Source organism: Rhodoferax sp. (genome assembly GCF_034519335.1).
Taxonomy (GTDB): domain Bacteria; phylum Pseudomonadota; class Gammaproteobacteria; order Burkholderiales; family Burkholderiaceae_C; genus Allorhodoferax.
Window position 1 is genome coordinate 1 of sequence record NZ_JAXHOL010000018.1, and the last position, 14,302, is coordinate 14,302.

General features: G+C 60.3%; 10 protein-coding genes, 1 tRNA gene and 2 pseudogenes. 10 read left to right on the top strand and 3 right to left on the bottom strand.

Translation table 11 applies throughout. The features are described from left to right. The 5 genes and pseudogenes from U5O12_RS07415 to U5O12_RS07435 all read left to right on the top strand — a co-directional run. Positions 1 to 266, top strand: a pseudogene (locus U5O12_RS07415) (hypothetical protein); the annotation flags it as partial. Between the two features lie 75 nt (positions 267 to 341). Then, positions 342 to 1,437, top strand: a pseudogene (gene prfB, locus U5O12_RS07420) (peptide chain release factor 2); the annotation flags it as partial. A 586-nt stretch (positions 1,438 to 2,023) separates the two neighbouring features. Next, entirely contained in the window at positions 2,024 to 2,674 is a 651-nt protein-coding gene (locus U5O12_RS07425) for an HAD family phosphatase (RefSeq protein WP_322578021.1), read from the top strand. Next, on the top strand, positions 2,658 to 5,366 hold the full coding sequence (pepN, locus tag U5O12_RS07430; RefSeq protein ID WP_322578022.1) for an aminopeptidase N: 2,709 nt from the start codon (positions 2,658 to 2,660) through the stop codon (positions 5,364 to 5,366). Before U5O12_RS07425 ends, pepN begins: the two co-directional genes overlap by 17 nt. 53 nt (positions 5,367 to 5,419) lie before the next feature. After that, positions 5,420 to 6,448: a class 1 fructose-bisphosphatase gene (locus tag U5O12_RS07435; protein WP_322578023.1), complete on the top strand. Its 1,029-nt coding sequence runs from the start codon at positions 5,420 to 5,422 to the stop codon at positions 6,446 to 6,448. A gap of 42 nt (positions 6,449 to 6,490) precedes the next feature. Here U5O12_RS07435 and U5O12_RS07440 read toward each other — a convergent pair whose 3' ends face one another. Both U5O12_RS07440 and U5O12_RS07445 read right to left on the bottom strand, forming a co-directional pair. After that, on the bottom strand, positions 6,491 to 6,946 hold the full coding sequence (locus tag U5O12_RS07440; RefSeq protein ID WP_322578024.1) for a globin family protein: 456 nt from the start codon (positions 6,944 to 6,946) through the stop codon (positions 6,491 to 6,493). Between the two features lie 224 nt (positions 6,947 to 7,170). After that, positions 7,171 to 8,517: a sigma 54-interacting transcriptional regulator gene (locus tag U5O12_RS07445; protein ID WP_322578025.1), complete on the bottom strand. Its 1,347-nt coding sequence runs from the start codon at positions 8,515 to 8,517 to the stop codon at positions 7,171 to 7,173. Positions 8,518 to 8,609: 92 nt separating this feature from the next. Between U5O12_RS07445 and U5O12_RS07450 the strand changes: the two genes are divergently transcribed. The 4 genes from U5O12_RS07450 (at position 8,610) to U5O12_RS07465 (ending at position 12,078) form a co-directional block, all read left to right on the top strand. Next, the gene (locus U5O12_RS07450) at positions 8,610 to 10,880 is read left to right on the top strand and encodes a PAS domain S-box protein (RefSeq protein WP_322578026.1); all 2,271 of its coding nucleotides are present in this window, start codon (positions 8,610 to 8,612) and stop codon (positions 10,878 to 10,880) included. Positions 10,881 to 10,948: 68 nt separating this feature from the next. Further along, positions 10,949 to 11,024 (top strand) — tRNA-Thr (locus U5O12_RS07455). A 58-nt stretch (positions 11,025 to 11,082) separates the two neighbouring features. Then, positions 11,083 to 11,298: a hypothetical protein gene (locus U5O12_RS07460; protein WP_322578027.1), complete on the top strand. Its 216-nt coding sequence runs from the start codon at positions 11,083 to 11,085 to the stop codon at positions 11,296 to 11,298. 9 nt (positions 11,299 to 11,307) lie between these two features. After that, positions 11,308 to 12,078 (top strand): YdcF family protein, encoded by a 771-nt coding sequence (locus tag U5O12_RS07465; RefSeq protein ID WP_322578028.1) that lies wholly within the window; start codon positions 11,308 to 11,310, stop codon positions 12,076 to 12,078. 31 nt (positions 12,079 to 12,109) lie between these two features. Here U5O12_RS07465 and U5O12_RS07470 read toward each other — a convergent pair whose 3' ends face one another. After that, positions 12,110 to 13,411, bottom strand: a complete 1,302-nt coding sequence (locus U5O12_RS07470; protein ID WP_322578029.1) for a hemolysin family protein — start codon at positions 13,409 to 13,411, stop codon at positions 12,110 to 12,112. 24 nt (positions 13,412 to 13,435) lie between these two features. On the opposite strand from U5O12_RS07470, the gene U5O12_RS07475 reads away from it, so the two are divergent. Then, entirely contained in the window at positions 13,436 to 14,302 is an 867-nt protein-coding gene (locus U5O12_RS07475; RefSeq protein ID WP_322578030.1) for a symmetrical bis(5'-nucleosyl)-tetraphosphatase, read from the top strand.

Consider the following 14,302-nt stretch of genomic DNA (forward strand, 5'->3'; position numbering starts at 1 on the left):
CGCCACGCCCCCTGGACAAAAAAGTGGCTTGGGCACCGGACTGGACTGCCAGGGTGCGGGTCAAATCCGTCACCGTGCTGTCGCTGGACGATAACGCAGCGCCCGTAAAGGCAGCCCGCAAACGGGCCCCTGCACCCGAAACGCCGGGCTCCGGCGCTGAAAGGCCGGACGATGGCACAGAGCAAAAGGGCCTGCTGCCTGTCGTGCCCGGCCTGCCGGGTATCCCCGGCTTGGGCGAGGCGCTCAAGGGATTGTTCGGGCGTTAAGGCCCCTGGCCCGGTCGCTGCGCCGAGCATGAGAAAATCGGGGTTTTCCCCTTCCCACCGAACGAGAACACCATGATTGAAGCAGAGCGCATTAACCTGATCGGCACCACCCTGGAAGACCTGAGCCACAGGACCCAAGAGCTCCGGGGGTATCTTTGACTACGATGCCAAAGCTGAACGCCTGCGCACGGTCAACGCCTCGCTAGAAGACCCGGCGGTCTGGAACGACCCCAAGCGCGCACAAGAATTAGGCAAAGAAAAGAAGATGCTCGACGGCGTGGTCGTCACGCTGGATGAGCTGAGTGGCAACCTGTCGGACAACACCGAGTTGTTCGAGATGAGCAAGGACGACGGCGACGAAGCCGGCCTGCTCACCATCGAAGCCGAAACCGCCAAGCTGGCCGAGACCATTGAAGGCCTCGAATTCCGCCGCATGTTCAACAACCCGGCCGACCCCCTGCCCTGCTTCTTGGACATCCAGGCCGGCGCTGGCGGCACCGAGGCCTGCGACTGGGCCAGCATGTTGTTGCGCCAATACCTGAAATACGCGGAGCGCAAGGGCTTTACGGCCACGGTGGAAGACATCACCGACGGCGACACAGCCGGCATCAAGGGCGCCACCATCAAGATCGAAGGCGAATACGCCTTTGGCCACCTGCGTACCGAAACCGGCGTGCACCGCTTGGTGCGCAAGAGCCCATTCGACTCATCGGGCGGCCGCCACACCTCGTTTGCTTCGGTGTTTGTGTATCCCGAGATTGACGATTCGATCGAGATCGAGATCAACCCCAGCGATGTGCGAACCGACACCTTCCGCGCATCCGGCGCGGGCGGTCAGCACATTAACAAAACCGACTCGGCCGTGCGCCTGACGCACATTCCCACCGGCATCGTGGTGCAGTGCCAAGACGGCCGCAGCCAGCACGGCAACCGCGATGTGGCGTGGAAGCGCCTGCGCAGCCGCCTGTACGACTTTGAGTTGCGCAAGCAACAAGAAGCGCAACAAAAGCTGGAAGACTCCAAGACCGATGTGGGCTGGGGCCACCAGATTCGCTCTTACGTGCTGGACAACAGCCGTATCAAAGACCTGCGCACCAACGTCGAAGTCTCGGCCACGCAAAAGGTGCTGGACGGGGACTTGGATGTGTTCATCCAGGCTTCGTTGAAAAAAAAAAAAAAAAAAAGAAAAAAAAAGAGGGAGAGGAAAAAGAAAAAAAAAAAAGGGAGAAAAAGAAGGAGAGAAGGAAAAAGAGAAGAAACAAAGAACAGGGAGAGGGAAAAGGAGAAGAAAAAAGGAAGAGAAGAAGAGAGAAGAAAAAACAAGAAGGGGGGGGGGGAAAAAAAAGGAGGAAAAAGAAGGGGCAAAAGGAAAGGGAAGACGGGAAAAAGAAAGAAGAAAAAAAGAAGAGAACAAGACCACGAAAAACAGGAGAAGAGCAAAAGGAAGGGGGGGAGGGAGAAAAAGGAAAAAAACCCAAAAAAAAAGGAAAAACGGAAGGAAGAAAAATCAAAAAGGGAGGGAGAAGAGTGAAGAAAGTTAATGGGTTGGGGAATTATGGTGCAGGGGTATTTGAGTGGGGCCCAAAGGAATTCCCCGGGCCCCCCAAGGTAAGTAGCATTCCCCTCTTCACACGCGGCGCAATTTTCCCCGCCCCGCAAGCCGCTGAACTGGGGAAGCAAATGCCTACCAGGGGTCAGGAACACACGAATGAGTGGGGGGGGGAAAAAAAAAAAAAACCGCACCCTTCATCTTCGACATGGACGGCACCATGATCGACTCCATGCCTTCGCACCAGGAGAGCTGGGCCGTGTTCGCCCAGCGCCAGGGCCTGGACGTGGACATTGCCGACCTGATGCGCCGCACCACCGGCCGCACGGGTCTGGAGTGCATGCGCGATCTGTTTGGCCGTCCTGATATGGACGCAGCCGAGGCCATGGCCCATGTGCACGAAAAAGAAGCCGCCTACCGCGAGATCTTTGCCCCCATCTTTGCTGAGGTGGCGGGGTTTAAGGAGTTCTTCAACCTGGCCCACGCGCGCGGACTCAAACTGGGCGTGGGCACGGCGGGCGACCGCCACAACCAGGCCTTTGCCTACCAACACCTGCAGATGCCCATCGCCCCACTCACCACGGTGGGTGGTGACGAAGGCTTGCCCGGCAAGCCCAAGCCCGCCATTTTTTTGGAAGTCGCGCGCCGCATGGGCGTGGAGCCCGCACGGTGTATCGTGTTCGAAGATGCGCCGCTGGGCATCGAAGCGGCACGCCGCGCCGGCATGCGCGCGGTGGGCATTGCCTCTAGCCACCACCCTGACGAACTGACCGGCCCGCATGTGTTGGCGGTAGTTCCCGATTACCGCGCTTTGATCACATCCCAATTTTTGGAGACCTACCATGTTGCAAATTCGTGAGGGCTCGGGCCCAGCAGCCGCCATCCACCGCGGTGACTACACCGCCCCCGCCTACTGGATCGACACGGTCGATTTGAGTTTTGACCTCGACCCGGCCAAGACCCGTGTGCTCAACAAGATGACGCTGCGTCGCAACCCCGACGTGGCGGCCCAGCCCCTGCGCCTGGACGGTGAAGAGCTGAACCTGGCCCGCGTGCTGGTGAACGGACAGGGCACCAGCTTCAAGATGGACGGCGACCAGCTGGTGCTGGAAAACCTGCCTGAAGGCACAGAGCCCTTTGCGCTGGAAATCTTCACCACTTGCGCGCCGGTCAAGAACACCAAGCTCATGGGCTTGTATGTGAGCAATGATTCGTTCTTCACGCAGTGCGAGGCCGAGGGCTTTCGCCGCATCACCTACTTCTTGGACCGCCCGGATGTCATGGCCATGTACACCGTGACCCTGCGTGCGGACAAGGCCAAGTACCCCGTGTTGCTGAGCAACGGCAACCTGGTGGACAGCGGTGCGCTGGACGACGGCCGCCACTTTGCCAAGTGGGTGGACCCGCACAAGAAACCTTCCTACCTTTTCGCCCTGGTTGCTGGCTTGTTGGTGGCACGCGAGCAGCGCATCACCAGCCGCGCAGGCAAGGACCATCTGTTGCAGGTGTTTGTGCGCCCCGGTGATCTGGACAAGACCGAGCACGCCATGAACTCCCTGATGGCCAGCGTGGCGTGGGACGAAGCTCGCTTTGGTTTGTCCCTCGATTTAGAACGTTTCATGATCGTCGCCACCAGCGACTTCAACATGGGCGCCATGGAGAACAAGGGTCTGAACATCTTCAACACCAAGTATGTATTGGCGAACCAGGCCACTGCTACCGATGTGGACTACGCCAACATCGAAAGCGTGGTGGGCCACGAGTATTTCCACAACTGGACCGGCAACCGCATCACCTGCCGCGACTGGTTCCAGCTGAGCCTGAAGGAAGGCCTGACCGTCTTCCGCGATCAGGAATTCAGCCAGGACCTGTGCGCCGAGCCCTCGGCCCGCGCCGTCAAACGCATTGAAGACGTGCGCGTGCTGCGCACCGCCCAGTTCCCCGAAGACGCAGGCCCCATGGCCCACCCGGTGCGGCCCGACAGCTACATCGAGATCAACAACTTCTACACCGTCACCATCTACGAAAAAGGGGCCGAGGTGGTGCGCATGATGCAGACCCTGACCTCGCGCGCCGGTTTTGCCAAAGGCATGACGCTGTACTTCGAGCGCTTTGACGGCCAGGCCGTCACCTGCGACGACTTCGCCCAAAGCATTGCCGACGCCAATCCGGACTCCGCGCTGGCCAACTTGCTGCCCCAGTTCAAGCGCTGGTACAGCCAGGCCGGCACACCGCGCGTGGCAGCCCGTGGCGAGTACGACGCAGCGGCGCAGACCTACACCCTGCACTTCAGCCAAAGCTGCGCACCCACCAGCGGCCAGCCCGCTAAACAACCGTATGTGATCCCAATCCTGTTGGGCTTGGTCGGCAGCAGCAGCGGTCAGGCGCTATCTCTGCATGCGCAACACGGCCCGGGCGAGGCCTCGCTCAACTACCTGTTGGTCATTGCCCAAGAGCACGCCAGCATCACCTTCACCCACATCCAGGAAGAGCCCGTGCCCTCCATCCTGCGCGGCTTCTCCGCGCCCGTGGTGCTGGACTTTGACTACACCGACGCCCAACTGCTGACGCTGCTGGCCAACGACCCCGACCCCTTCAACCGCTGGGAAGCCGGCCAGCGCTTGGCGCTGCGCAGCGCTATTAATTGCATAGCTACCTCCGAAGACCCCACGCGGGCTACGCCCCTAAATGATGCCTATATCGACGCCATGCGCGCCGTCCTGCGCCACCCCACGCTGGACGCCGCGTTCAAGGAACTGGTACTGGCCCTGCCCAGCGAGACCTACATCGCTGAGCAGTTGGACGTGGTCGACCCGCAGCGCATCCACGCCGTGCGCGAGGCCATGCGCTTGCAACTGGCCACTGCGCTGCAAGCCGATTGGGAATGGGCCTTCTCTGCGCACGAGCACACTGGGGCCTACCAACCCGACCCCGTGTCCAGCGGCCGCCGCGCATTGGCGGGCATGGCGCTCAATTTCCTGTGCCTAGCCGCCACGCAAACGGGCGATGACATCTGGCCCGGCAAAACGCTGCAGCGCTTCAAAGACGCCAGCAACATGACCGACCGCTTCAACGCCTTGCAGGCTCTGGTAAGCAGCGGCCACGCGCTGGCGGCGCCAGCCCTCGCCCGCTTCCACGCGCTGTTCAAAGACGAAGCGCTGGTACTGGACAAATGGTTTGCCCTGCAGGCCGGCACGAGCGACCGCGGTGGCCAGGTGCTGCCCGCCGTGCGCCAACTTATGGCCCACCCGGACTTCAACCTGCGCAACCCCAACCGCGCGCGCAGCGTCATCTTCAGCTACTGCAGCGCCAACCCGGGGGGCTTTCACCGCACGGACGCAGCCGGCTATGTATTCTGGGCCGACCGCGTGATCGAGCTGGACGGCATCAACCCCCAGGTGGCCGCCCGCCTAGCCCGCGCACTAGACCGCTGGAAGAAGCTGGCCGAGCCCTACCGCAGCGCTGCCCAAGCTGCGCTGCAGCGCGTCGCCGCCAAAGCCGATTTGAGTAACGACGTGCGCGAAGTCGTTGACCGTGCGCTGGCGGACTAAGCCACGCAACCACAGTCCTCACCCTATTTCACCCACCGCTTCGAGTCCTTCCCATGTCGCCCAAAATTTCGCTCACCCGCTACCTCATCGAAAAGCAGCGCGGCCGCCAAGACGTCGCCGATGCGCCTGGCGCCATTCCGCCCCAGCTTCGTCTGCTGTTGGAAGTCGTCGCACGGGCCTGCAAGAGCATCAGCTTGGCGGTCACCAAGGGCGCGCTGGGCGGCGTACTGGGTGCGGCCGACAGTGAGAACGTGCAGGGTGAAATCCAGAAAAAGCTGGACATCATTGCCAACGAAGTGTTGATTGAAGCCAACGAATGGGGCGGCCACTTGGCGGCCATGGCCAGTGAGGAAATGGAGGGGATTTACGTGGTGCCCAACCGCTATCCCCAAGGCGAATACTTGTTGATGTTTGACCCGCTGGACGGCTCCAGCAACATCGACGTCAACGTCAGCATCGGCACCATTTTTAGCGTGCTGCTCAAGCCCGAAGGTGCGGCCGTGAGCGAGCAAGATTTTCTGCAAGCGGGCCACCAGCAAGTCGCGGCAGGCTATTGCATCTACGGCCCGCAAACAACCCTAGTACTGACGGTGGGCGACGGTGTGGCGATGTTCACGCTCGACCGAGAACAGGGCTCCTTCATCTTGACGCAGGAGAACGTGCAGATCCCACCTGACACCCAAGAATTCGCCATCAACATGAGCAATATGCGCCACTGGGCACCGCCGGTGAAGCGCTACATTGCCGAATGCTTGGAAGGTGCCGACGGCCCGCGCGGCAAAAACTTCAACATGCGCTGGATTGCCAGCATGGTGGCCGATGTGCACCGAATCCTGACCCGTGGCGGCGTGTTCATGTACCCCTGGGACCAACGCGAACCCGGTAAGCCCGGCAAGCTGCGCCTGATGTACGAGGCTAACCCCATGGGCTGGCTGGTGGAGCAGGCGGGAGGCGCGGCATCGACCGGCACCGAACGCATCCTGGACATTCAGCCGACCCAGTTGCACCAGCGCGTCAGCGTAGTGTTGGGTTCCAGAAACGAAGTAGCCCACATGACCAGCTACTACGAGCGCGAGGCCTAACCTAGGCTCGGCGGGCGCACCTCCAAGCTAGGTCGATGTATCCTACCAAGCTACAGCGACCTCTTCGCTCTGGTGGCGCTGGATGCGTTGCGCTTCTAGTGCGCCAAATTGCATGACATCAGCCACCAGGCCATAGGCCACCGTCCAGGCCTCACGTACTTCAGGCGTGAACTTCTCGCCCAAGCCTGCATTCAGCGACCACAACAGCGCCGTGCCCACGGTCACATAGTGCTCTTCACGCACCCCATAACCCTCGTGGCGTGCGCCCAATGAACGCAGCACCGGGGCCAGGCCATCCAAATCACTCAAACCTTTGACCGCTGAGCCCATCATGGACATCAGCATGCGCCCTTGGTTCCCCATATCGCCCTTGAACATGGGTTTGAGAGACGGGTCGAGAAGGAAAAGACGGTAGTAAAACAACTGCGCTACCACCGGGGCGATGGGTTGCACCTCTTCAAACGACTGTTGGACGAGGTTGATTTGATCGGAGTTCATGGGCTTGTATTCCTGGTTTGAGGGTTGTCTATTCCCCTCCCTATTCCCAAGAAGCGTGCCAAAACTTTTCTTCAATGAAATCAACAACTTAGCGATTCTCAAGTTCGCAACCCTGTCGGCCATTCCCGACACGCCTCAAACCCCTAGAAAAAAGTCTTTGAAAATCAACCACTTAGCGTGTCGGCAGTTCCCGACAGTTTCCCCTACCCCAACGCGCGCCACAATCAGGCTTTGAAGTGCGAAGGTTCCAGCTGGTGACGGGCCAACAGGGCGTAGAAGTCGGTGCGGTTGCGTTGGGCCATCTTGGCGGACTGGGCCACATTGCCATTGGTGATCTTCAGTAGGCTGGTGAGGTAGTCGCGCTCAAACTCCTTGCGTGCCTCGTCCAGCGACAGCAACTCGGGGCCCTGGGTGCTAATGGCACTTTGCACCAGCGTGGCCGGTATGACCGACCCAGTACTCATCACCACGCACTTCTCCACCACGTTTTGCAGTTGCCGCACATTGCCCGGCCACGGCGCCGCGCTCAATTGCTCCAACCCGCCAGGACCAAAGGTGTTCACCGGCTTGGCATAACGCAGCGCCAGACTCTGCATGAAATAGTTGGCTAAGAGCGGAATGTCTTCGCGCCGTTCGGCCAGCGGCGGCAGCGTGAGGCTGACCACGTTGAGGCGGTAAAACAGGTCTTCACGGAATGTGCCTGCAGTCACTTCGTCTTCGAGTTTGCTGTGGGACGCAGAAATCACCCGTACGTCGACCTTGTGCGACTTGCTGGCCCCTACCGGACGCACTTCGCGCTCCTGCAGTACGCGCAGCAGCTTGACCTGCATGGCCAGCGGGAGGTCAGCAATCTCGTCCAGAAAGATCGTGCCCCGGTGGGCGCTGCTGAACAAACCAGCGCTGTCGCGCACCGCACCGGTGAAGGCGCCTTTCACGTGGCCAAACAACTCCGATTCCACTAGGTTCTCCGGGATGGCGCCACAGTTCACCGCCACAAAGGCCTCCTGACTGCGATTGCTGGAGGCGTGTACCGCGCGGGCCAGCAGCTCTTTGCCGGTGCCACTTTCGCCATGGATGAGCAGCGACGCATCGCTTTGCGCCATCCGGCGAGCCTCGGCCAACAGCTTCTCCATGCGCGGGCTGCGGGTGATGATGGCTTCGCGCCAGCTTTCGCCCGGACCTTCGCCTGGCATGTCGGCCCCCAGCGCGCTGGAAATAGCCAATGCGCGGTCTACCTCGCGCATCAACGCCACGCCCTCAAACGGTTTGGTGATGTAGCCAAACACCCCTTTTTGCAGCGCACGTACCGCATCAGGAATGGTGCCATTAGCCGTAAGAATGACCACAGGCATCAGCGGAAAGCGTCGATGTATCGCCTCAAACAGCTGTAGACCGTCCATATCGGGCATGCTCAGGTCGGTAATGACCATATGAGGGACTTCCAAGTCCAGCGTAGACAGGGCTGCAGGCCCGCCGTCGGCAGAAGTCACCGTATGGCCTTCAAACCGAAGGCGCATTGACAAGGTCTTCAACAAATCTGCGTCATCGTCCACCACAAGAATGCGCGCCATAAATCTCTCACAGTATTCAAAGCAGTTGTAACAGACAAAACCTCGCGCATCTTGCCATGCCGCGCGGACCCCGTTGCGAAGACAATCGCGGGATGAGCCCCAACCGCCAAGACCCGGACGCCGCGAGCGCAGCAGACGACGATGAGCGACAACGTGCGCAAGAGTCCTTGCGCCTGTCGGAAGAGCGTTACCGCTCGGTGGTGGAGCATTTGGGCGAAGGCATGTTTGTTGCCAAGAACAACCAGATCGTATTCGCCAGCCGGCAAGCCAGCGAGATTTTGCGTATTCCCAATGAAGAGATGATCGGGTCTGACCCCGTGCAGTGGATTCACCCCGAAGACCGCCCGGCGGTGTACAGCCTGCGCGATCGCTTGGCCCACCAGCAAGAGGTCGCTCCGCACTACGAGGCACGCCATATCGGCAGTGACGGCGTGGTGCGCTGGCTCAGCATCCGCCCCAAGCCGCTGCTCTGGGAAGGCGGCATGGCCACACTCACCTTTTTCTCTGAGATAACGCAGAGCAAACAGATTCTGGAGGCGCTGCACCGGTCCGAGGAACGCTACCGCGCAGTAATAGATCATGTGGACTCGGGCATGGTGGTACTGCAAGGCGACCACCTGGTGTACGCCAACCGCCGCGCGGCCGAACTCTCCGGCATGTCGCCCGAGGACATACTGAAAGTGGGATTTCTGCACCGCGTGCACCCCGACGACCACGAACTTATCCAAGACCGCAGGCGCCGCCGCTTGGCCGGGGAAGACGTTCCCACCCGCTACGAAATACGCCTGCTTTTTGACGACGGTAGCGTTCGCTGGCTAGAGCTGGGCGTCTCGGTCGTGCCGTGGAACGGCACTCCGGCCACCATCATCTTTTTTACCGATATCACCGAGCGCAAAGGCATGACGCTGGCGCTGTACCAGTCCCAGGAACGCTACCGCGCGGTAATCGAACACTCGGGCGAAGGCATGCTGGTAGTGCAAGACGGCCGGTTCGTATTTGCCAACTACCGCGCCGCTGAGTTAGTCCAAATGTCGCGTGAAGACATGTTGGCGCAGGGCTATATGCACCGCATTCACCCCGACGACCAGCCGCTGGTCGACGACCGTCGCAAACGCCGCTTGGCTGGCGAAGATGTGCCGAACCGCTACGAGATACGTCTGCTGCTGCCCGACAATGTGGTGCGCTGGATCGATATTGGCGTGACGGTCGTGCCGTGGGACGGTGCGCCTGGCACGCTCACGTTTTTCTCGGATGTGACCGAGCGCAAGAACGCGGCCGAGGTACTACAACGCACGTCGTCGGAACGCGAAGCCATTTTGCAAAGTGCGCTGGTGGGCATCGTGTTATCGGTCAACCGCAAGCACCAGTGGGTGAACGACAAGTTTGCCGAAATGCTGGGTTACACGCGCGAAGAGTTAATAGGCCAGTCCACCATGATGGTCCACCTCGACCAGGACGCTTGGGAGCGCTGGGGCGAGACACAGCGTACCGCCATGCTGGCGACCGGCAGTTGCGAAGGTGAACGCCCACTTAAGCGCCGCAATGGTGAGGTGCTGTGGGTGCAAATGGCAGGTCGCTGCGTGCGCGGCACCGACCCCGACTCCGGCATTATCTGGACGCTGCTAGACATTACCGAACGCATCAAGGCAGAGCAAAGCACCCGAGCAGCGCTAGAGCAGCAAAAGGAACTGAACGAGCTGCGATCGCGCTTTGTCTCTATGACCAGCCACGAGTTTCGCACCCCACTGGCGGCAATCCTCTCGTCGGCAGAGCTCATCAAGTACTACGGCGAGCGCCTATCTATCGAAGAGAAGGTCGAGGTCATACAGACCATCGAAAACGGCGTTCACCGCATGACCCGCATGCTGGACCGCGTGCTGATGCTCGGCAAGGCCGACGCGCACATGCTGGAGTTCCAGCCGCGCGAATTGGACCTGCTGGCGCTTTGCAAAACACTGGTGGAAGAGGCTGTTACCCAGCATCCCGACACCACCAGCACCGTGGTAACCGACTTTGCCCCGCAACCGGCCATGGGACTGTACGACGAAAAGCTATTGCGCCACATCTTTGGCAACCTGCTGTCTAACGCTGTCAAGTACTCGCCACAGGGCGGTGAGGTGCGCTTTCGCATTGCGCTAGACGGTACAGCGCGTGTGCTGGAAGTGTCAGACCAGGGCATTGGCATACCCGCCGAAGAGATTCCACACCTGTTTGCGTCCTTCCACCGCGCCAGCAATGTGGGCAGCATTCCCGGCACTGGCCTAGGCCTGGCCATTGTGAAGAACTCTGTGGATCTGCACGGCGGCTCCATCAGCGTGACCAGTACCGTAGGCAAGGGGAGCAGCTTTACGGTGCGCCTGTAAATGCGGGGCCCGCTGACCTTCATCCCGAAAAGCGCAGGTGCACACTGGCTATAATTTTGCCCTTACCAGCCGGTGTAGCTCAGTCGGTAGAGCAGCTCATTCGTAATGAGAAGGTCGGGTGTTCGATTCATCTCTCCGGCACCATGCTTAGAAGCCCCTGACCGTCACGGCCAGGGGCTTTTTAGTTCAAGGAGTCTGACCCATGCGCGCCCTTTTTGGCATTGTGAGTTTGTTGATCGTCTTGGCCATCGTTGGCGTCCTAGCCAAAAAGCAATTGAGCGCGCAGAGCAGCGCACTGCCTACGGCCAACCCCGCGACCACACCGCAGCAGCAAAGCCAGCAAGTGCAAGACCAATTCAAAAAATCTCTGGAAGGCGCGCTACAGCAGTCACGCCCCATGCCAGACGACGGCAAATAGACCCCCACCATGTTTTTCGTATCCAAAGTCCTTGCGCCGCTGACCCAGCCACTCCTATGGGTTGCTATGCTGTTGTTGATTGGTCTGCTCGTGCAGATCCGCTGGCCACGCGCCGGACGGCGTGCCATCTGGGCGGCATGGGCTTTGATGTTGCTCTTGGGCTGGATGGCTCCATCGGAATGGGTGATCCGCCAGCTCGAAGGACAATACGCCGAATTCACACCACAAGCAGATTTGAGTGACTACGTAGGGGTGGTGGTGCTCGGGGGAGCTACCGAATCGGGCCGGGTACAGCAAGCCCATGCGCAACCTCTGTTCAATGGGGCGGCAGAGCGCATCACGGCGCCACTGGCCATGCTGCGACACAACCCCCAATTACGCGTTCTGTATACAGGCGGTGAAGGCGCACTAAGGGGCAGCGGCCCGAGCGAAGCGGACCGCGCACGCGTCTTCTACGAGAGTGTGGGATGGAGCTCCGGCCAGGTGCAATACGAGTCGGCCTCACGCAATACCTATGAAAACGCGGCCCTGTCAGCCCAGTTGCCTGGGGTGGACAAACGCAAGCGGTGGCTCTTGGTAACGTCTGCCGCGCACATGCCACGCTCCATGGGTACCTTCGTCAAGGCGGGCTGGAATGTGACCGCCTACCCTGTGGACTTTCATACCAGCCAAACCAGCGATTGGCTAGACTTCAATTTGGCCAGTGGTGCGGTGAATTGGGAAGCCGCGCTGCACGAATTGCTAGGCCTGATGGCCTACCGCCTGGCCGGGAGGCTGTGACACCCCCGTCGACCACCGACTCCCCTCTGGCCTAGTCGTTCAGCGTGCGACGCGCGCGCACCTTGGCAGCCCGTCGCCCTTCCAAGGCCAAGACTTCAAAGGCCCAGTGGGCACACACGACTTGTTCACCCACCCGGGGCAAATGACCCGATTCAGCCATCAAAAAACCTGTCAAAGTATTGAACCGTCCGCGATCCTCGCCGGGCAAAGCGTCGTCAATATCCAGTCTGGATCGCAGCTCGCCCAACGGCATCATCCCGTCCAACATCCAGCTGCCATCCTGCTGCAACACGGCCCACGCTTGGGTCTGTGCATCGGGTTGCAACTCACCGGTAATCGCTTCCAACAAGTCGTGGGGCGTGATCAAACCCTGCACCTCGCCATACTCGTCCACAACAAAAACCATGCGCGCGGACTTGATCCTGAATTGTTCGATCAGCTCCATACCGCTTAGGGTTTCGGGCACGAACACTGCAGGCTCCACCACCGATTCCACCGTACCGGAAAACCCTACGCCCAATGACAACAGGCGCGCCACACTGACGATGCCAACCACGTTGTCCAACGAATCCCGGCATACCGGGTACCAAGAATGGCCGCCGTGCAGCGCTTCCGCGCTGGCCAGTTGCAAACATTCGGCAACGCTGTTGTTCGCCTCCATCCAAGCGATATCGGTGCGCGGCAGCATCATCGAGATCAGGTGCCGGTCGTCCAAATGGAACACATTGCGCACCATCTGGTGCTCGTGTTCTTCAATGATGCCGGCGTCCACCCCTTCTTCCAGACTGGCAGATATTTCGGCCTCAGTCACGCCACGGTTGTCGGTGACATCAATGCGCAACAGCTTGAGCATGCCGTGGGTACACATAGACAGGAGCGCTACAAAGGGTTTGGCAATTTTGGCGACCCAGGTCATCGGCAACGCCACCACGCGGGCCACCGATTCCGGGTAAAGCTGGCCAATGCGCTTGGGCACCAATTCACCAAACAGGATAGTGATAAAGGTGATACAGGTAACCACGATGGCCGTGGCGCTGATTTCAGCCGCTCCCGTCGATAAGGCCGCGGTGGTTTGAAGCCACGCGGCCAGCTTGCCACTGAAAGCAGCTTCGCCCACGATACCGTTAAGCATGCCGATGGAGGTGATACCGACCTGTACCGAAGACAGAAACTGGGTGGGGTTATCCAACAGGGCCAACGCGGCCTTAGCCCCTTTGTCGCCGGCTTCGGCCAGAGTCAGCAGGCGCACCTTGCGACTGGCGGTGAGGGCCAACTCAGACATGGCGAAGGCGCCATTGAGCAGAGTGAGAACGATGATCAGCAAAAAATCCATGAAAGCCCGGCGAGAATCGACACCATGGCAATGTACCTTATCGGCGATATTCAGGGCTGCGACGGCGCGCTGGCACAGCTGCTCGATACGCTGGCCTTTTCCCCCAGCCGCGATACCGTGTACGTGCTGGGTGATCTGGTCAACCGGGGACCAGACTCGGCCGGCGTACTGCGCCGCCTGATGGGTTATGGCACCTCAGCCCGCTGCCTGTTGGGCAACCACGATTTGCACCTACTGGCGGTAGCCCACGGCGCCCGCAAAACTGGCCGGCGCGATACGCTGGACGCCTTGCTGGCTGCCGCCGACCGCCATGATCTCCTGCACTGGCTACAGCAGCAACCACTGGCCCTACATGAGTCGGTGGGCGACACCACCCTGCTGATGGTGCATGCTGGTATTTTGCCCAGCTGGACTGCCGCCCAGACGCTCGCATTAGCGGGTGAAGTGCAAACGGTGCTGCGCTCCGACGCTGCGCCTGCATTTTTCCAAGCCATGTATGGAAACGCGCCTACAGCGTGGAGCGACCAATTGGCGGGAGTCGACCGACTGCGCGTGATCGTGAATGCGCTAACGCGCCTGCGCTTTTGCACACCCGCCGGGGACATGGAATTTGCCCATAGCGGTGGTGCGTCAGATGCACCTGTAGGTTATCTACCTTGGTTTGACATACAAGGGCGGCGCACTGCGGATTGCACGGTGGCATTTGGCCACTGGTCTACGCTGGGGCCGCAAGGCTTGGGTGCGCGGCAGGACGTGCTGGCACTGGACACCGGCTGCGTTTGGGGTGGCTGCCTGAGCGCGTTGCGGGTTGCACCCTGCAATGGCGCTGCGCCACTGGCCACCGAGCTGGTGCAGGTGCATTGCCCGCAGGTGCAAGCCCCGGGCGATTGA

Excerpts from the sequence above, each read along its gene's own strand:
- U5O12_RS07425 (WP_322578021.1), top strand. The coding sequence starts at position 2,024 with ATGGACGGCACCATGATCGACTCCATGCCTTCGCACCAGGAGAGCTGG.
- pepN (WP_322578022.1), top strand. The coding sequence starts at position 2,658 with ATGTTGCAAATTCGTGAGGGCTCGGGCCCAGCAGCCGCCATCCACCGC.
- U5O12_RS07435 (WP_322578023.1), top strand. The coding sequence starts at position 5,420 with ATGTCGCCCAAAATTTCGCTCACCCGCTACCTCATCGAAAAGCAGCGC.
- U5O12_RS07440 (WP_322578024.1), bottom strand. The coding sequence starts at position 6,946 with ATGAACTCCGATCAAATCAACCTCGTCCAACAGTCGTTTGAAGAGGTG.
- U5O12_RS07445 (WP_322578025.1), bottom strand. The coding sequence starts at position 8,517 with ATGGCGCGCATTCTTGTGGTGGACGATGACGCAGATTTGTTGAAGACC.
- U5O12_RS07450 (WP_322578026.1), top strand. The coding sequence starts at position 8,610 with ATGAGCCCCAACCGCCAAGACCCGGACGCCGCGAGCGCAGCAGACGAC.
- U5O12_RS07460 (WP_322578027.1), top strand. The coding sequence starts at position 11,083 with ATGCGCGCCCTTTTTGGCATTGTGAGTTTGTTGATCGTCTTGGCCATC.
- U5O12_RS07465 (WP_322578028.1), top strand. The coding sequence starts at position 11,308 with ATGTTTTTCGTATCCAAAGTCCTTGCGCCGCTGACCCAGCCACTCCTA.
- U5O12_RS07470 (WP_322578029.1), bottom strand. The coding sequence starts at position 13,411 with ATGGATTTTTTGCTGATCATCGTTCTCACTCTGCTCAATGGCGCCTTC.
- U5O12_RS07475 (WP_322578030.1), top strand. The coding sequence starts at position 13,436 with ATGGCAATGTACCTTATCGGCGATATTCAGGGCTGCGACGGCGCGCTG.